The following is a 19,570-nucleotide window of genomic DNA, read 5'->3' on the forward strand; positions in this document are numbered from 1 at the left end:
TAATCAACCTAAGTCATTGAATATAAAAGCTGACATCCGATGCTAAAACTTAATATTTCAGTTGTATTTGATTATTATGTTTTAGCGCACAGTCATAATATGGGTCGTATCCCATGTGATCTTCTGCGGTTTCTATTCGACATAGCGAATTTCTTTTAGCAACTTGACGAATTTCCACATAAAGAGGATAAAGACCGTTTTTGGTTTTATTGTGTGTTATATGAATATTCGGTTTTACATTTAACGCTTTTAAGCGTTTACTAATCTTTTTGGCTAAATCTTTAGCCGATTGCGTATTAGAAATAATATGAATAGCTTGGCTATTTTTATCACTTGCCGCATGACGTTTAATTTCGGTAACTAAATTTTCAAATCCAACGTCAGACTTATCCGCTAATACGAAACGTTGTACAAGCAGTGATTTATTTGCAACTAAGTTACTGTGCGTCGGTTGAACAGGATGAATATTTTCTAATAATTCCGCATTAGCTATTGCGTGGGTGGTTAGAGCCAGTCCTAATCCACTACATAAGATTGCGATTAATTTTTTCATTGGATAAACCCACCGTTTTTTAAGAAATTAGTCGTTAATGTTTTGTGATAAACATTTTTAAGCGATGAACTGTTAAAGAAACGCTCCATCGTGCCGGTATTTTCAAACGTAGGATAAAGAACTTGCGAGCCGTCCACCGGTTTTACTAAATTTACTGTCGCTACCACAACAAGCTCTTTACTTTCACGAGATGAACTTGCGTTGCGGAAGAATGCGCCTAAGATAGGAATATCACCTAAAACCGGTACTTTTTTGATTCCTTCAATATCTTGTTTATTCAGTAATCCGCTGATAATAAAGCTTTCGCCGTTACCGACCTCGAATGTTGATTTTGAACGGCGTGTATTAAAAATAGGGATGCGGCTGTTTACAATTTCATAATTGCCCGCAATCGTACTAACGGATTGTGATAACACTAGACGAATACGATCGCTTTTTTGTACTTTCGCGCCTACGGCAAGTTTGATACCGAATTCTTTATAAAGCACGCTTAGTTCACCGTCTTTATCACGTTGTACGAAAGGTACTTCACCGCCGACTAAGATGTCTGCCGTTTCGCCGGAGAGCATGGAAATATTCGGTTCGGCGAGAATTTTGCCGTTGTTTTGATTATCTAATGCGCTAATTAATACATTTAAATTATTGGAATTGACTAAAGCCAACTGACCGCCGTTTTTATTGAAATTACCTTGAATGGCGGCATTACCAAGATTTCGGAAAAAATTACCGCTTAAGTTGCTCCAGTTAATACCGATTTCATCGGAAAAGGTTTTATTTACTTCGGCAACGGTTAATTTCACATTAATTTGAGTGGCATTTTCCTCATTGGCATTATTGATCACGCCTTCATATTGGTATTTATCTAAAAACGGGACGTTTTCTTCGCCGTCGTTATGTTTCAGTTTGGTTTCGATAACTTTTTTGCCCGCACCGAGCGATTCGCCTACAATTCGATTGATTTCATCACTTTCCGCCGCGTTTTTCGCTTTCCCTTCAAGTACATAAGCCTTACCGACTTTTTTTACCGTCAGGTTACTATTCGGAAAACGGGTTTGAATTTGTTGATTGGTCGCCGCAATATTGTTAATCGCATTATTTACGTTTACAAAATCTTCCGTAAGTGGCGTACCGTTTGCATCGAAAGCAATCACTTCCGAGCGACCTTCCGCTTTGGCATACAGCATAAAACTGTTATCGTCCAAAATTTCATAGTCTGCGACTTCGGATGAAGAAACGAAAATCGTATCGATTTTGGCATTGGTTTTGATTAATTGGCTTTGTCCTTGCTCCAAGGTAAATGTTTTTGCCATAGCCGAATGCGATAACGCTAAAAGTCCTAATAATGCGGAGCTAAGTAATGTTTTTGAGAATTTATTAATTTGCATTATTTTTTCCTCGTAGTTGGCGAATAAACATGCCACGGTGATTTAACGGTTTTTCTGTTGCCTCTAAGCCACTCGGTAATGCAATAAGTTTGGCTTGCTTATCAAGTGAATAAAATTCTTTAAGCATTGTTGCGTCGATTTTGAGGCTGATATAGCCTAAGAAATCCTTTTTATTTTGGCTTTCGCCTTGTTTCACTTCTTCTTGAGTAAAACTTTTTACCTGTAATACTTTTAAATTATCGGCAATTTTTACCAACGAATTTTGTTCACGTTCCGGATGCGCAAGATCTTGTTGCACGCTATAAACGGAAACCAAATCGCCGCCGCGCACGGAATCCAAAATATATTGTTCCGCATCTTGTACGTAGATACGGTAGGCAACTTCCTGAGACGGGTCTAAACTGAGTAGGATAAAGCGAGGATCTTCAGGCGTAATAATTACATTAGGCGTAAGTAACGAACCCGCTTTGAGATTTTCAGTCACTAAAAAGCCTTGTAACGAGTGATTCGGTTCTGCATCCAATAATGCTTTTAAATCGGAATCGACTAAGGGGCTTGTTTCGGCAACAGTGAGTTCGGAAAGCGTATAATCTTCAGGTTGAATTAATGTGCCTTTTTCTAGATCTCGATTGAGGGTTACGGTAGTAATCACTTTTTCCGTAACAGGTGAATTGCTACTCTCTTCCGAGGTGGTCGTGGTACCGACATTTTCAGTCGTTGTTCCTTCATTAGTAGGCAACATAAATAAGCCGCCGAAACCGAGAACAATAATGACCAGAGAGATGATTAGTAACACTCTATAATTCATTCGTCATTTCCTTAGTTTTGATTTTTTCAATTAAATAGTAATAAAGTGGTGAGAAAGCCCGCACTAATTGCAATGCCGTAAGGCAATCCTTTTTCTCGAATCGCTTTTCGATAAAAAAGCCAACCGATAATAATCAGCAATAATCCTGCACAAGCGGTTAAAAAAAGGAAAAATACGGCAAAAGGCGATGGAACCGCCAGCATTAATACCGCTAGTAATTTCACATCACCGGCTCCAATAACATTGAGCAAAAAGAGTACGAAACCGATAACTAAGCAGAGTATGGCAGGAAACCAAGAAATCGAGCCGTACATCAGATAGCTAAAGGGGATAATCACCAGTAACAATGCCATAATGACTCGGTTACTGATCAGTCGGTAGCGTAGATCCGTCCAGCAAACGACTAACAATAAACAAACCATTACGGCAATGAGGGTTGAAATAAAGAGTGTCATGTATGTGAAATCCTTATTTTGTTTATACCCTAAGCTCAGCACTGCTAAGACGTGCTTAACAGTGCCGAAGTGACTAGCTCGGAGAGCTGTTTAAATTTTCTTAACGTTTCATCCGTGAAACTTGAGTCACCGTATAAAACGGCAACAACAAATACCGCCATCGCAACGGCAACTAAGCCGTATTCAAGAGAAGTAATACCTTGTTGTTGCCGATAAAACTGTAAAAGTTTTTTTATTTTCATAATGAAATATATTTCTAATTCTTATACTAAAATATGTATAAGAATTATCGGTTACTATTGCTTAGTTAAGCCATTTGCACCTTGTACTGTTTTTGTAAGTTGATCGAATTTTAATTTTAATTGTTGAATGAAACCTTTGTCGTTATAGAACACCGCAACAATTAGAATGGCTACCGCTACAGCGATCAAACCGTATTCGATTGCAGTTACACCTTGTTGGTTTTCTTTAAAACGACGGATACCTTCGGTTACTGAAATATATGCTTTGGTTGTTAAGTTAGATAACATGTAATAATCTCCTTAAATTATTTAATTTTGTTTAACAATGGAACAAATTAGCGTTACCGCCGGAAAGAGGTCCTAAGCGATAACGGGGCGTATAAAATTAAGCTTGTTTAATGTAAATATACCTTAAAGTTTATTTGAATAAAGTAAAACCTATATTTTAATGTTTTTATAACGATTTGTTGGCAATTTGTTAAAGGCGTTTGAGAGATTATCAGGCTGATAAAATTCGTAGCGTCATCGGTAGAACCAATTGAAAAATAAAGTAAATAAGTAAATTTTTGAATATGGATAAGTATGATTTACTCTGTTAAATTTACGTTAATGTAAATCTGTTTTGTTAATATGCATATAAACTGGTTAGACCAGTTTGTGTGATACAAGCAAATCGTATCGTTGCTTATTTTTTAATCTTTTTTGCCGTTTTTATCTTTCTAAACGGTTATTTCTTGTAAATTTATGAGGTTTGTCAGAGAGGGGAATATGTATTAAACCGACGTATCCATTCAAAAAAGAAAAAGAACCCTTTCTACTCAAGGTTCTGCGACTATGTTATGCTAGATGCCTAAATTGAAACTATTTAAAAGGAGATTGGCATGTCAAAACATTTGACCGAGCAACGTTTTATTGATTTTCCGATTCATGAAAACGTACTTGCTGCGCTGGATAGCAAAGGATTTGAGTTTTGCACTCCGATTCAAGCGAAAACACTACCGATTACATTAGCCGGACAAGATATTGCCGGGCAGGCGCAAACCGGAACAGGTAAAACTTTGGCGTTTTTAATCGCTACTTTTCACTATTTATTAACGAACGATAGCGAAACGAATAAAAACCAACCGCGAGCGATTATTCTTGCGCCGACTAGAGAGTTAGCGGTGCAAATCGGTTCGGATGCCGAGCTATTAGTGAAACATTCCGATTTAAAATTAGCCTTGGCTTACGGTGGAGACGGTTATGACAAGCAAGTGCAAGCGATTGAACAAGGCGTAGATATTTTAGTCGGTACCACCGGACGGGTGATTGATTATGTGAAACAGGGCATAATTAATTTAGATAAAGTGCAAGTGGTGGTGTTGGACGAAGCGGATCGTATGTTTGATTTGGGCTTTATTAAAGATATTCGCTATTTAATGCGTAAATGCCCGAAACCGGAACAGCGTTTAACGATGCTCTTTTCCGCTACGCTTTCGCCTCGTGTGCGAGAGTTGGCTTATGAAGATATGGACAATGCGCAATATATTGAAATTGAGCCGTTGCAACGCACCGGACATCGCATTAAAGAAGAACTGTTTTATCCGTCAAACGAAGACAAAATGGCGTTATTACTTACCTTATTAGAAGAAGAATGGCCGGATCGCTGTATGATTTTTGCCAATACCAAACACAAGTGTGAAGAAATTTGGAACTATTTGGTGGCGGACGGTCATCGAGTAGGGCTTTTAACCGGCGATATCGCTCAGAAAAAACGATTAGCGTTGTTAGATAGTTTTACTAAAGGTCAGTTGGATATTTTGGTGGCGACCGATGTTGCCGCTCGAGGTTTACATATTCCGGAAGTCACTCACGTATTTAACTATGATCTACCGGATGATTGCGAAGATTACGTACACCGTATCGGGCGTACCGGTCGTGCCGGTGAGAGCGGTCATTCCATCAGTTTCGCTTGCGAGCGTTATGCGGTGAATTTACCGGCAATCGAAGCCTATATCGGACATCATATTCCGGTCAGTCAATATGATAGCGGGGCGTTATTGACTTTACCTAAACCTACCCGTTCACGTACTACAAGATCGTATCAAACGAAGAAAAGACAGTCTGCTATTTCAATATAATAACTAAACTTGTTTCTGCAAGCGGTCGGATTTCTTGTAAATTTGACCGCTTTTTGCTGAAACTTAAAAGATATTTAAATCATTATTTAGAGGTCATAAATGAAAAAATTGGTATTTTTAACGATACCTTTTGGATTAAGCGCTTGCGGTTCGGCCGATTTACAAACGGTTTGGCAAGATGTAAGTAACTTGGATAAGCTGTTTGAGCCTGAACAACGTAAAGGTGTTGCGGTAACGAAAGGGTATCCGGTATCGGATGTTGCGATGAATTCGACACCGCAAAAAACAGGAAAAAAGGTTGCAACGAAACAGTCAATAACACATCAAAGAATTAATACGGCGCAATGTAAAGATGCGGACGATTGGTATTTAGACGGCTACCGTGTCGGTCGTTCTTTTGCCTCACAAAAAGCAGCGATGTATCAGCAACGTGTGAGTTATTGTAAAAGAATGTTATCTCACGCCGATCAGTTCCAACAAAATTGGGAAAAAGGCTTTAAAGTTGGGGTGAAAAAAGCATAAAATGGCGCGGTTTAATTTATGATAAACGTCATTATTTAAGAGTATTCAATATGGCACAATACGCACTCGCCCAAACGAAAACAGGGCAAATTATTTCATTAAATTCCAAAATGGCAAACCGTCACGGCTTAATTGCCGGTGCGACCGGTACGGGTAAAACGGTAACATTACGTAAATTCGCAGAAGCATTCAGTGATGACAGCGTGCCGGTTTTCTTGGTCGATGTAAAAGGCGATCTTTCGGGGCTTGCACAAGCGGGCAGTTTATCCGGCAAAATTGCGGAACGTGTCGAACAATTCCAATTAGGCGGAGAAAGCTATTTAAGCGGTTATCCGGTTTCTTATTGGGACGTGTTCGGCGAAACGGGGATTCCGCTTCGTACCACGATTTCGGAAATGGGACCGATGTTGCTTTCTCGTTTGCTCAATTTAAACGACACGCAAGAAGGCTTATTAAACCTAGTTTTCCGTGTGGCGGACGATCGCGGTTTGTTGCTTATCGACTTAAAAGATTTACGTGCGTTACTGAAATTTGTGGCGGAAAACGCTAAAGAATTCCAAGTGGAATACGGTAATGTTTCGGCGGCGAGTGTCGGTGCGATTCAACGTGCGTTATTAGCGCTAGAAAATGAAGGGGCGACAAACTTATTCGGCGAGCCGGCGTTAAATTTACAAGATTGGATGCAAACTCGTGACGGCAAGGGCGTGATTAACGTACTGAATTCAGAGAAGTTAATTAATTCGCCGCGTATGTACGGTGCGTTTTTATTGTGGTTTATGGCGGAATTATTCGAAACCCTACCGGAAGTCGGCGATCCGGAAAAACCGAAATTCGTGTTGTTCTTTGACGAAGCGCATTTATTGTTTGACGATGCGCCGAAAGTGTTGGTGGACAAAATCGAACAAGTAGTGCGTTTAATTCGTTCGAAAGGAGTAGGCGTATATTTTGTGACGCAAAATCCGTTAGATTTGCCGGACTCGGTATTAGGTCAGTTAGGTAACCGTGTGCAGCACGCTTTACGAGCCTTTACCCCACGTGATCAAAAAGCGGTGAAATCGGCGGCGGAAACCTTCCGTGCCAATAAAGACGTGGACGTGGTGGAAGCGATTACCCAACTGGGTGTGGGTGAAGCGTTAATTTCGGTATTAGATGAAAAAGGTATGCCGACCCCGGTGGAAGTGGCGTATATCTATCCGCCGAAAAGTCAGTTACCTCCGTTAGCCGCAGCAGAGCGTGATGCGTTAGTGAAACAGGATGATCTGTATGCGTATTACAGTCAGTATGTGGACAACGAATCGGCATACGAATTATTGAATGCGCAAGTTGCTCAAGCTCAAGCGGTTCAACAACAAGCCGAAGCCGAGAAAGCGGAAGAAGAAAGCGATTTCTTCGGCGGTATGATTGCTTCGATTTTCGGTACGAAAAAGAAAAAAGATCAAACCGTTGCCGAGCAAGTGGTGAGTGAAGTGACGAAGTCGGTAGCGAAAAAGCTCACCAATCAAGTTTCTAAACAGATTATGCGTGGAATCTTAGGCGCGATTACTAAGTAATTGTTGTTTTACAACGATATTGCCTATTACAAGCGGTCGTTTTTGTGAAATTTTTTGCAAAAACGACCGCTTGCTATTTTATTGGAATGATTTGTAAATCTGACCTTGTTAAAATGTTAATTTCTGACCCTTTAAATCATATCTGTTTATCTTGAGAATAAGTTATTATTTTTAATTTATAAAATAAAGGATAACAATAATGAAAGCAAAACTAACAACATTAGCTTTAATTGCAAGTGCGGCATCGGCATTATTAAGTGCGAATACGGCTCGGGCGGAAGGGCGTTTAACCGTTTATTGTACGGTACAAAACGAGGTATGTGAGAACTTAACTCAAAAGTTTGCTAAGCAATATCAGGTGGAAACGCAATTTATTCAAGGCGGTACCGGTACGATTTTCGGTAAAATTAAAGCGGAAAAAGACAATCCGCAAGCGGATATTTGGGTCGGCGGTACAATTGAGCCGCATTTCCAAGCCGGAGAACTAGGCTTATTAGAAAGTTATCGTTCGTCAAAACAAGCGGAGATTTTGCCGCAATTTAAATCACTAATGGAAAAACGCGGCGATAAAACTTCGATTATCTATATGTTAGTGCTAGGTTTTGGGGTAAATAGTGAGAAGTTACAAAAATTAGGCGTGAAATCACCGCAAAGTTGGGACGATTTGCTTAATCCGGCATTTAAAGGCGAGATTCAATTGCCGGATCCTCGATCTTCAGGTACGACTTATACGATTATGGCAACGCTTATTCAAAAATTGGGCGAAGAGAAAGCGTTCGAATACCTTAAGAAATTAAATGAAAACGTATCACAATATGTTAAAAGTAATTTAGTCACGGCAAATCTTTCTCGTGGCGAAAGCATGGCAAGTATCGGTTTTGTGCATGCTTATGCGACGGAAAAAGAAAAAGGTGCGCCGGTTGAAACGGTGATTCCGGCAGGCAAAGTCGGCTATGCGTTAGGCGGTGCAAGTATTATTAAAAATGCGCGCAATTTAGAGAATGCCAAGTTATTTATGGATTATGTGTTAAGTGCCGAAGCGCAAGAATTACCGTGGCGAGAGCATGGTGTGTACCAGATTCCGACTAATGTGAATGCGAAGGCTTCGCCAAATTCGGTAGATCCGAAAAAACTGGATTTATTGGATTTCGATTTTGATAAATTCGGTTCGAGTGAAGAAGGTAAGCGTTTGATTGATAAATGGCTTACTGAAATTAAATTAGCGAAATAATTTTCTTTGATAACAAGCGGTTGAATTTCTCCCGAATTTTACAAACGGCATTTGCAAAATGTTGGCTAAATTTAACCGCTTATAAACCACGCTATGCCGTGGTTTCTTTTTTTGAATAGCACAACCCCTTTATGTTACAACGTTTTTCTCATTCTTATTTTTGGATCTTACTAGCGTTGCTTGCCTTTGCTTGCTTGCCCTCGCAGGCGTTAGATTACGGCTTATTCGGCGCAACCAAAAGCGAACTCGCAGCGGCAATGGGCTGGAGTAACGTTAATATCAGTTGGCTTTGGTTTGGCGGTTTACTGATTTTTCCGGCGTTTCGTTTCATAAAAGATCGCATCTTACGCAGCCGAATCGAATTAGGTCTGGTGCTGTTGCTCACACTTTTTCTGTTATCTTCCGCCGTTTATCTCAACTATCGTTTCGGCTATGCGATTATTTTTCTTGCTTTCGCACTATTAGCAATCAGCAGCAATGCGTTGGCGAATTTAAAGGTGTTACAAGCCGATCGCTTTATGATCGTGAGCTTGTTAGTAGTGATATTGACGATAGCACTTTTTATTTTATATCCGATCACCACAATTTTTAGCACGATGTTCAGCGAGGGCGATTCGTTTGCGATCCTAGAACAAAGCTATCTTTTACGGATTATTTGGAATTCGTTAAGCGTATCGGCAACGGTGGGCTTGTTATCCACTGTACTCGGTTTATGTTTTGCACTTTATACCACTCGAATGGCAAGCAAACGTACCCGCTTGCTCAGTAAGTTTTTTTCGGTTCTGCCAATAGTTATGCCGCCTTTTGTGGTGAGTTTGGGCATTGCGTTAATGCTTGGGCGTTCCGGCTATATTACCGAATTTTTGGTGGAATATTTCGGATTTAGTGCAAGCTGGCTGTATGGTTTTACAGGTATCACCGTTTCGCACACCCTAGCGCTGACACCGATGGCGTTTATGATTTTAGAAGGTGCGTTAAAATCGTCTAACGTGGCATTGGAAGAAGCGAGTTACACGCTACGAGCAAATAACTGGCAAACATTCCGCTTTATATTATTGCCGCTGCTCAAGCCGGCGTTAGCCAATTCGTTTTTGGTAATTACCGTGCAATCGCTTGCCGATTTTAGTACGCCGTTTGTGTTGGGCGGTAATTTTGATGTGTTGGCGAGCCAAATTTATTTTTACCTTGTCGGCACGCAGTTGGATTATGCGGCGGCAAGCGGTTTAGGCGCAATTTTACTTGGCTTTTCCTTGCTGTTTTTTCTGATTCAATATTGGTGGATTGGCAACGGATCTTATGTCACGGTATCCGGAAAGGGGTATCGAGGTACATTCCAGCCGTTACCAAGCGGTCTAAAAAGCCTAATTTTTTGCATACTCGCCGTGTGGGTCGGTTTTACCGTTTTGCTGTACGGTTCGATTTTTTACGGTAGCTTTACCGTGAATTGGGGCGTGGATCATAGCTTTACCTTAGAAAATTATCGCAATCTATTCGGGCAAGGCTTAGATCAGGGTGGTTTTCCGTCATTGATTCAAACCGTGTTGTTCTCGCTGATTGCCGCTCCGATCAGTGCGGTATTGGGGCTATTAATCACTTATTTGCTGACTCGCCGTAACTTTGTCGGTAAGCAGAGTTTGGAATTTGTTACCTTGCTTTGTTTTGCCGCACCGGGAACGGTTGCCGGCGTGTCTTATGTGCTGGCGTTTAATCATTCGCCGCTTTATCTTACCGGTACGGCGGCGATTATCGTGTTGTCGATGGTAACACGTAATATGCCGATTGGAATGCGAGCTTGTATGGCGGCATTACAGCAATTGGATAAATCGCTCGATGAAGCCTCGTTTTCTTTAAAAGGGAGTTCGCTTAAAACGTTATTGTTTGTAACCTTGCCTTTGTTAAAACCGGCATTTTTATCGGCGTTAGTCACCAGTTTTGTTCGTTCTATGACTACGATTAGTGCCATCGTATTTTTAGTCTCGCCGAGTACCAGAGTAGCAACCTCTTATATTCTGAATCGAGTGGAAGACGGTGCTTACGGATTGGCGGTGGCGTACGGCTCGACTTTGATTATTGTGATGATGTCGATTATCGGCTTATTCGGTTGGTTAATGAAAGATAAACGGCAGTTTTAAATTTTATAGATTTTTAACAAGCGGTTATTTTTATTCAAACTTTTGCAAGTTTTGGGCTAAAAATAACCGCTTGTTTTTTAGCATTGATTTGTAAATAAAAATAAAGAGCAATCTATGAGAGTGATTTTTATTTAAAACGTCTGTATGATTCGCGCCTGTTATTGATAATGATTTTCAATAATTAAAATCTATCAATATTTATAGATCCTCATTAATTATTTTATGGAAGCGTCTTATGAAATTTAAACATAGCGTGATTTATACGGCATTATTTACATTACCTACAGTAGTGCAGGCGGATGAAGCGGCAACATTAGAACAAGTTGATGTGACCGCACAATTTGAAAAAGCAAAAGCGGCGGGCGATAAACAAAAAGAAATTGTGAATTTGAGTTTGCTAGGCAGACAGACCGCGTTTACTTCACCGATTTCCGTAGTCAATTATGATGAGAAAGCGTTTGAAGATAAAGCCCCGCGTAATGTAGTGGATGCAATTGCCAAAACCGACGCTTCCGTAATGAATTTTGGCGGGGAGAGCAATACGCTCTCCGGTGTGTATGTGCGTAATTTACAGTTAGATATGCGCCAAGTGAGTGTAAACGGTTTAGCCGGTTTATATTCGACTTACAATTCTCCGACTGTAGCGGTAGCCTCAGCACAGTTAATTAAAGGTGCTTCTACCGCAACTACCGGTATGGATCCGGAAGGTTCTGCCGGTGCGTCAATGAATATCGAGACCAAACGCGCAACCGATGAAGAGATTAATAAAATCGGCTTCGGTTGGTATAGCAATAATCGTTTACAAGAAACCTTCGATTTCGGTCGCCGTTTCGGGGCGAATAACGAATGGGGTGTGCGTGTAAGCGGTAAATATCGTGACGGTGATACCGCTCGTCATGATTACGATGAAATGAATAAAGAATTGGCAATCGGTGCCGATTATCGTGGCGATGCGTTGCGTGTCGGTTTGGATTATATGTACAGCAAACGTGATACGGACGGCGGACGCGCACGTTTACAGGATTTGCAAAATCTTGCTTATACGGCGCCTGCCGCACCAAACGGTAAAACCAACTTAAATCCGCATTGGCTCGAGCAGACCACCGAAGACGAAACCGTGATGGGGACATTCGAATATGATTTGCCTTACGGAATGATGTTATCCGGCGGTTTAGGTCATATGGAGTCACGTTATTCGGGCGCATTCGGACAAATCACTTCACCTAAGCAGAATGGTGAGTTTGAAGTTAGTGGTATTCGTGGCATTGATTTCCGTTCTCGTACGACCAGCGGTAATTTGAAATTACAAGGGGACTTTGAAACAGGAGCGGTTTCACATAACTGGAATTTAACCTTTGATTCGGTGATACGCCAGCTAGATCATGACCAAAGCAGTAAAACTAACGGAAAAATTAAAGGCGGCACAATCTATGCCCCGAGTTTTGCTCAATTAAAGAATTTTGATTTAACTGCAAATACGCAGGGTGTGGATTCGAAATTGAGTGCCAATAGCCTTGCATTCGCAGATACATTGGGCTTTGTGGAAAATACCGTTCTCTTAACTTTAGGCGGTCGTTTCCAATGGATTAAGCAACAAGATAAAAAAGCCGGTACGGAAGTGAAAGCGGATCGCTTTAGCCCTATGGTAACCCTTGCTTATGTGCCGAATCCGGATTTAAGTACTTTACGGTAACTATTTGGAAGATTTAGAACCGAGTAATATTGATGTTGAAACCGGCGAAATGAATAGTCCTCGTGTCAGCAAGCAAATCGAAGTGGGGGTGCGTAAAAACTGGGATAATTGGCTTACTACTACGCTAAGTGCGTATGAGATTCGCCGTCCGGGGATTATTCGTGGTAATAAAGCGGTGTTGAAAGCACTTGCAGGTAAAGAGCATGGCAAAGAGCGTAACCGTGGTATTGAATTGAATACTTATGCGAGTTTGCTAAATAATACGTTACGTCCGTCATTAGGACTAACTTATAACCAAGCGAAAGTTTTTGATTTCTCGATTTATGCCGATGTGATTACCGACGGCGTGCAAGTAACCAGCCCTCGTTGGATGGCAAAAGCGAATGTGGAATGGGATACGCCGTTTGTGGCTAACTTAACGCTGAATGCCGCATTGCAATACTATGGTAAATCTTACCAAGATAGTACGGCGAATTACCGTTTACCGTCTTATACCACAGTGGATTTCGGTACGAAATATGTGGTGAAAGTAGCGGATAAACAAACGCTAACTTTACGTGGCGGGGTGGAAAATGCCTTTAATAAACATTACTGGCAAGTACAACGCGGTCAATATGACCGCAGTTTTGCCGTGTTAGGTATGCCTCGTACTTACTGGGCAAATATGGAATATTCATTCTAAATCTCCATTTGGCAAGCGGTCGGATTTTGCAAAAAATTTGCCAATTCCGACCGCTTGTTTTTTTATTCGGAAACGTAAGTTATTATTTTTTTAATACATTTTTAAATGAACTGGTAAACAGAATTAAATAATAGTTTTTTATGGTTGATAACGGCACTTTGCTGCGTATCTGCTGGGCTTTTAGCAACGGGTCGGTTACTCAAGCAAACCGAGTTCGGGCAGCGCTTTTGGCATATTACTCAACCTTGTTGGCAGAAAAGCCATAAAGGGAAAACGCTCGGCTTACTTTTATTGTTGATCTTTTTGATCCTACTTGAAGTGCGGATTAGCGTACTCAATACCTTTTTCTATAATGGCTTATACAAATCGTTACAGGATAAAGCGGTTGAGGCGTTTTGGTTTTTTGCGGGGATTAATACGTTATTAGTGATCGTGAAAATTATTCACTCGATCATCAATTATTTTCTTACCCAATCGTTTGAAATTAAATGGTTGGAAAAACTGAATAGCGAAATGCTGCATCGTTGGCTACAAAATAAAAATTACTACTTGTTACAGTACGAAAAAAATTTACCGGATAATATCGATCAGCGTATCGAACAAGACGCGGCGGCTTTTGTTTCGGGAACGGTGGAAGTGACTCGAGGTGTGATTAATTCGATTGTCGCGACCATTGAATTTACGATTATTCTATGGGGATTATCGTTATTCGTTGATTCGTGTGCGAGACAATGCCGAAAGTATCGCTTTCTATTCAGGTGAATCACGAGAACAACGCAATTTAACCGCTAAATTCGATTATATTATTGCCAATCGCTGGAAAATTGTACGCAAAATGTTGGGGCTAGACGGTTTTAACACCGGTGTGACGCAAGTGGCGATGATTTTACCGCTGATGTTGCAAGCGCCTCGTTTCTTTGCCGGCCAAGCGACATTAGGTGATATGCACCAAACGGTACAGTCCTTTAACCGCTTAATGCGTGCGTTGTCTTTTTTCCGCTTGTTTTATGAGGAATTTACCTTATACCAAGCCCGTTTGAATCGTTTATACGGATTCTTTACTACGCTGAATAAACTCGATCGAATGCCGATACACATACCGTATCCGTGTTCTCGAGGATTTGTCTTAAAAGATTTCGGTATTAAGGATGCAAGCGGTCAAATTTTGCTGAAAAATATCAATATCGAACTACATGCCGGCGATTCGTTACTGATTCAAGGTGCTTCCGGTACGGGCAAAACCACGCTATTAAAAGCATTGGCTGGGATTTATCCGTTTGAAACCTTCGGAGTGGCGGAGCGTGCTTGCTTAGAACAGCCGCTGTTTTTACCGCAACGCCCTTATGTGCCGCAAGGCAGTTTACGTGATGCGATTTGTTATCCGAATTTATCGGTTACGGACGAACAATTAAAAGCGGCGATGCAAGAATGTTGTTTGCATAAATATGTAGATTCGTTGGATTTCGATACCGATTGGCAAGCGACACTTTCGCCGGGTGAATTGCAACGAGTAGCATTTGTCCGTATCCTACTTGCGAAGCCGGAATTGATTTTCCTTGATGAAACCACCTCGGCATTAGACGAACCGACCGAAGCGATTTTGTATCGGACGATTAGAGAGCGATTGCCGAACAGTATTATTATCAGCGTCGGGCATCGTTGTACCTTACAACAGTTCCACAATAAGCAGATCAATTTAAGCGAAAGGGAACGTTGCGAGTGCATGGATTGCGGCTATTGCAGCTAAAACAAGCGGTTAAATTTACCGGTATTTTTGTAAAAAATTGCTGGTAATTTCGTCCGTTTTTTGGCATAATTCGCCCCGTTTTTTGTCTGAAGAATTTTAGGCGAGAAACATTTACATTTATTTTTTTAACACTAAAACACACACATATCGCAAGCTAATGGTCGGGGTGCTACGTAAGTGGTTGATTTATTAGGATATGTGGAGGCTAAACCCCGCTTTGTCTTTCATAAGTGACAAAGCAAACAACATTTAAGGAAAATTCTTATGGCACAAGTTTCTATGCGCGATATGCTTAACGCGGGCGTTCACTATGGTCACCAAACTCGTTACTGGAACCCAAAAATGAAACCATTCATTTTCGGTGCGCGTAACGGTGTTCACGTAATCAACTTAGAAAAAACTTTACCTTTATTCAACGAAGCTTTAGCAGAATTAACTCGCATTTCAAGCAACAACGGTAAAATTTTATTCGTAGGTACAAAACGTGCAGCGTCTGAAGCGGTTAAAGCAGCAGCAGTAGATTGCCAACAATTCTACGTAAACCACCGTTGGTTAGGTGGTATGCTAACTAACTGGAAAACAGTTCGTCAGTCAATCAAACGTTTAAAAGATTTAGAAACTCAAACTCAAGACGGTACTTTTGACAAAATCACTAAAAAAGAAGCGTTAATGCGTACTCGTGAGTTAGAAAAATTAGAGTTAAGCTTAGGCGGTATCAAAGATATGGCTGGTCTTCCTGATGCGATTTTCGTTATCGGTGCCGACCACGAGCATATCGCAATCAAAGAAGCAAACAACTTAGGTATTCCAGTATTTGCTATCGTTGATACCAACTCTACTCCGGACGGCGTTAATTACATCATTCCGGGTAACGATGATGCAACACGTGCAATCCAACTTTACTTAGACGCAGCGTCAGCAGCAGTTAAAGAAGGTCGCGGTTCAAACGTTGAAGCTGAGTTAGAAGCGACAGCTGAATAATCATTGTTAAGGCATAGCCCTTAAATCACTTTAGAGCAGGGGCGATTTTTATCCTCCTGCTTTTCTTATCTAATTTAACCTTAGAGGAATACAAAATGGCTGAAATCACAGCATCACTTGTAAAAGAACTTCGTGAACGTACTGGCGCAGGTATGATGGAATGTAAAAAAGCGTTAGTGGAAGCAAACGGTGATATCGAATTAGCAATCGACAACATGCGTAAATCAGGTCAAGCTAAAGCGGCTAAGAAAGCAGGTCGTGTAGCGGCTGAAGGCGTTATCTTAGCGCGTATCGGCGCAGGCTTCGGCGTATTAGTTGAAATGAACTGTGAAACAGACTTCGTAGCTAAAGATGCCGGTTTCTTAGGTTTAGCAAACGAAGTTGCTGATTTCGCATTAGCAAACAAAGGTACAACGATTGAAACGTTAGCGGCACAATTCGAAGAAAAACGTGCGGCGTTAGTGGCTAAAATCGGTGAGAACATGAACATTCGTCGTGTTCAATACTTAGACGGTCAAGTAATCGCACAATACTTACACGGTGCTAAAATCGGTGTATTAGTAGCGGGTGAAGGTTCGGACGAAGAATTGAAAAAAGTTGCAATGCACGTTGCTGCAAGCCGTCCTGAATTCGTAAATCCTGAAGACGTTTCTGCAGAAGTTGTTGAACACGAACGTCAAATCCAAATCGACATCGCAATCAACTCCGGTAAACCGAAAGAAATCGCAGAGAAAATGGTTGAAGGTCGTATGAAGAAATTCACTGGTGAAGTTTCATTAACAGGTCAAGCGTTTGTAATGGATCCTTCACAATCAGTAGGCGACTACTTAAAATCTGTAAATACGAAAGTAACTAACTTCATCCGTTTAGAAGTTGGTGAAGGTATCGAGAAAGTTGAAGAAGATTTCGCAGCGGAAGTTGCTAAAATTACCGGCGGTAACGCTTAATTCTCAATTTAATAAAAAAGCAGGCGATTAGCCTGCTTTTTTTCTGTCTGTTGCTATGCAAGCGGTCATTTTTCTTCGGATTTTTGCAAATAGCATACTAAAAATAACCGCTTGTCGTGTTTGCCGAACTTATTTAATCGGAATCACAATCGCCGGATCGGCTTTTGCCGGAATCTTCTCGATCACTTGCTTTAATCCGTAATCGTCCTTATCGCTTTGATTACTGAATAAATCCGCTTGCGGATTTAATTTCTCATTAGTAATGCCAATCCATTTGCCGATACCGTCGGTAAAGTTTAAACCGGATTTAAACACTTTATAAACGTGGCGTTCGGTATCATCGCTTGAAATTTTAAATAGCGGCACGTCAAAATGTAACTTACCTTGTGCGGTATTTAAAATATGAATGCCTTTGTCGTCTTCGCTATGAATTAAGCCGTGATCGGAGAAGTAAACCATAGAGAAACTTCTGCCGGTTTTCGCTTTATTTTGATTTAACTCGTTATATAATTTTTCCAGTAATTCATCGGTTTTCTTCATTGAAGAAAGATAGCAGTTCACGTTGTGATATTTTTGCGCAATTTTCGCATCATCAAAGATTTTCGGATAATCGGTGAGGCGATCACATGTAATCGGGTGTGAACCGTACAGATGTACTACAATAAAACGTTTACCCTGAGCGTTTTGTGAAACAATCTGATTAAATTTCGGTAATAAAGCGAAATCACTGATATTCTGGCTAAACGAATCGCCCGTTTTTAAGAAGATTTTCTCATCGCTTTTATTTGCTAATGAAGAAATCGGTGTGTCAAAACGACCTAAATAGCCTTGGTTGGAAATCCAGTAGGTTTTAATACCGGCGGATTTGACTAATTCCACTAAATTCAAACGATAGTTGCCTTCCCAAGTTTGAGTATTCGGTTTGGTCAATAGCAATTTTAATGAAGCAATAGTATTGGTGCCGCCGGCGGTAAAACCGTCAATCAAAGTGCCTTTTGCATTACTCATAAACGGCGTATTTTCAACCGGATAGCCGTAAGCGTGATGGTAATCTTTACGTGCGCTTTCGCCGATTACCAGTACATAATCGTCATATTTCGAATCGGCGGAAAGGGTTGAAGTTCCCCACTCGGACGGAATTTCCGTACTGTTATTTAAGGCTTCCAATTCTTGTTTTACTTTCATACTTTCGTTAAAAAACTCGTGAAAGAATTTAAAGGGTGCCAGACTGAATAAGGAAATGACTAGCGAGCAGACGATAAACGCACGATTATTTAAAAAGTTGATTCGATGTTTTTTCGTGATTTTTCGGAAAAAAATGACCGCTACCAACATTCCGACAGCCAGTAAATAGTTGGTAAGAGGCAATTGCGAAAGAAATTCTCTGCCCTCCAATAAATCGGTGGCGAATAAAGAAGCGATATATTGATAAGACGGTGCGCCGAAGGATAAACCAATCGGGGTGTAAAGCGCATAACCGATTGCAATCGGTAACAATAAGCCGTAAAAAGAGAGCTTAGAACTGCCTAACGCGATAATCAGTATCACGGCAAACAGTATTTCGGCTAAGGTCGGAGAAGGAAAAAAGCCTGAGCCTTTCAACATCACATAGCCCGAAAAGATTGCGAGTAGAACGGCAATAACGGTATAAATGATTTGTTGTTTTGTTAATTTTTGTATCATTTTTTATTCCAAATTATAAATATGATTTCTTATTTATTTCCTGTTTAAATCGGATGGTCTATAATAGCGTAATTTTGTTTTTAGTCCATACAGCATTAAGAGGCAATTAAAATGAGCAACCCAATCTATAAACGTATTTTATTAAAATTAAGCGGCGAAGCATTACAAGGCGATGAAGGCTTCGGTATTGATCCGTCTATTTTGGATCGTATGGCATTAGAAATTAAAGAATTGATTGAAATGGGTGTGGAAGTCGGTGTGGTACTCGGCGGCGGTAACTTATTCCGCGGTGCGAAATTAGCGAAAGCCGGTATGAACCGTGTTGTGGGTGATCATATGGGGATGTTGGCAACCGTGATGAACGGTTTGGCAATGCGTGATGCGTTACACCGTGCGGATGTTAATGCAAAATTAATGTCGGCATTCCAATTAAACGGTATTTGCGATACTTATAACTGGTCCGAAGCAATCAAAATGTTACGTGAAAAACGTGTGGTAATTTTCTCTGCAGGTACCGGTAGCCCGTTCTTTACTACGGATTCCGCAGCTTGTTTACGTGGTATCGAAATCGAAGCGGACATCGTCTTAAAAGCAACTAAAGTGGACGGCGTATATGATAAAGATCCGGCTAAATTTGCCGATGCGAAACTGTATAATCAATTAACTTATGCGGAAGTCATCGAGCAAGAATTACAAGTAATGGACTTAGCGGCGTTTACGTTAGCGCGCGACCACGGTATGCCGATTCGCGTATTCAATATGGTGAAACCGGGCGCATTAAAACAAGTGATTACCGGTACGACCGAAGGTACGATTATTTCTTAATAATCCGTATGCGA

The 19,570-nt window shown here is 40.8% G+C and carries 15 protein-coding genes and 2 pseudogenes; 10 read left to right on the forward strand and 7 right to left on the reverse strand.

From position 1 onward, the window contains the following. Positions 1-49 precede the first annotated feature (49 nt). Genes DRF63_RS03020 through DRF63_RS03045 form a run of 6 tightly spaced genes read right to left on the reverse strand, consistent with a single transcriptional unit; the run spans position 50 to position 3,731 of the window. Entirely contained in the window at positions 50-553 is a 504-nt protein-coding gene (locus tag DRF63_RS03020) for a Rough colony protein B (RefSeq protein WP_005596748.1), read from the reverse strand. Further along, entirely contained in the window at positions 550-1,938 is a 1,389-nt protein-coding gene (locus tag DRF63_RS03025; protein WP_005596750.1) for a type II and III secretion system protein family protein, read from the reverse strand. The genes DRF63_RS03020 and DRF63_RS03025 overlap by 4 nt, the downstream gene beginning before the upstream one ends. Continuing rightward, positions 1,928-2,746, reverse strand: a complete 819-nt coding sequence (locus DRF63_RS03030) for an SAF domain-containing protein (protein WP_043991782.1) — start codon at positions 2,744-2,746, stop codon at positions 1,928-1,930. Before DRF63_RS03030 ends, DRF63_RS03025 begins: the two co-directional genes overlap by 11 nt. A gap of 26 nt (positions 2,747-2,772) precedes the next feature. Continuing rightward, a complete protein-coding gene (locus DRF63_RS03035; RefSeq protein ID WP_005596754.1) occupies positions 2,773-3,201 on the reverse strand; it encodes an A24 family peptidase in 429 nt (142 codons plus the stop codon). A gap of 44 nt (positions 3,202-3,245) precedes the next feature. Then, on the reverse strand, positions 3,246-3,443 hold the full coding sequence (locus DRF63_RS03040) for a hypothetical protein (protein WP_005596756.1): 198 nt from the start codon (positions 3,441-3,443) through the stop codon (positions 3,246-3,248). A gap of 54 nt (positions 3,444-3,497) precedes the next feature. Beyond that, positions 3,498-3,731, reverse strand: coding sequence for a Flp family type IVb pilin (locus DRF63_RS03045; RefSeq protein ID WP_005596758.1), 234 nt, complete (start codon positions 3,729-3,731; stop codon positions 3,498-3,500). 593 nt (positions 3,732-4,324) lie between these two features. Here DRF63_RS03045 and rhlB point away from each other — a divergent pair. The 9 genes and pseudogenes from rhlB to tsf all read left to right on the forward strand — a co-directional run bounded on the left by rhlB (position 4,325) and on the right by tsf (position 17,048). Further along, a complete protein-coding gene (gene rhlB / locus DRF63_RS03050; protein WP_005596760.1) occupies positions 4,325-5,563 on the forward strand; it encodes an ATP-dependent RNA helicase RhlB in 1,239 nt (412 codons plus the stop codon). Between the two features lie 99 nt (positions 5,564-5,662). Continuing rightward, positions 5,663-6,085: a hypothetical protein gene (locus DRF63_RS03055; protein WP_005596762.1), complete on the forward strand. Its 423-nt coding sequence runs from the start codon at positions 5,663-5,665 to the stop codon at positions 6,083-6,085. 50 nt (positions 6,086-6,135) lie between these two features. Further along, positions 6,136-7,635 carry a helicase HerA-like domain-containing protein gene (locus tag DRF63_RS03060; RefSeq protein ID WP_005596765.1) on the forward strand — a complete coding sequence of 500 codons (1,500 nt, stop codon included), beginning with the start codon at positions 6,136-6,138 and terminating at the stop codon, positions 7,633-7,635. Between the two features lie 199 nt (positions 7,636-7,834). After that, positions 7,835-8,866 (forward strand): ABC transporter substrate-binding protein, encoded by a 1,032-nt coding sequence (locus tag DRF63_RS03065; RefSeq protein WP_005596767.1) that lies wholly within the window; start codon positions 7,835-7,837, stop codon positions 8,864-8,866. Positions 8,867-8,997: 131 nt separating this feature from the next. Next, entirely contained in the window at positions 8,998-10,998 is a 2,001-nt protein-coding gene (locus DRF63_RS03070) for an ABC transporter permease (protein ID WP_005596769.1), read from the forward strand. A 235-nt stretch (positions 10,999-11,233) separates the two neighbouring features. Next, positions 11,234-13,373: pseudogene (locus DRF63_RS03075) on the forward strand (TonB-dependent siderophore receptor). 144 nt (positions 13,374-13,517) lie between these two features. Then, positions 13,518-15,120 (forward strand): annotated as a pseudogene (locus DRF63_RS11405) (ABC transporter ATP-binding protein/permease). A 264-nt stretch (positions 15,121-15,384) separates the two neighbouring features. Beyond that, positions 15,385-16,101, forward strand: coding sequence for a 30S ribosomal protein S2 (rpsB, locus tag DRF63_RS03085; RefSeq protein WP_005596781.1), 717 nt, complete (start codon positions 15,385-15,387; stop codon positions 16,099-16,101). A 95-nt stretch (positions 16,102-16,196) separates the two neighbouring features. Continuing rightward, a complete protein-coding gene (tsf, locus tag DRF63_RS03090) occupies positions 16,197-17,048 on the forward strand; it encodes a translation elongation factor Ts (RefSeq protein ID WP_005596783.1) in 852 nt (283 codons plus the stop codon). 129 nt (positions 17,049-17,177) lie between these two features. Here the strand turns inward: tsf and DRF63_RS03095 are convergent, their stop codons facing one another. Then, the gene (locus tag DRF63_RS03095) at positions 17,178-18,731 is read right to left on the reverse strand and encodes a phosphoethanolamine transferase (RefSeq protein ID WP_005596785.1); all 1,554 of its coding nucleotides are present in this window, start codon (positions 18,729-18,731) and stop codon (positions 17,178-17,180) included. Between the two features lie 111 nt (positions 18,732-18,842). Between DRF63_RS03095 and pyrH the strand changes: the two genes are divergently transcribed. Next, a complete protein-coding gene (pyrH, locus tag DRF63_RS03100) occupies positions 18,843-19,556 on the forward strand; it encodes a UMP kinase (protein ID WP_005596787.1) in 714 nt (237 codons plus the stop codon). The last annotated feature ends 14 nt before the right edge of the window (positions 19,557-19,570 follow it).

The organism is Actinobacillus pleuropneumoniae (assembly GCF_003290385.1).
Taxonomy (GTDB): Bacteria; Pseudomonadota; Gammaproteobacteria; order Enterobacterales; family Pasteurellaceae; genus Actinobacillus; species Actinobacillus lignieresii.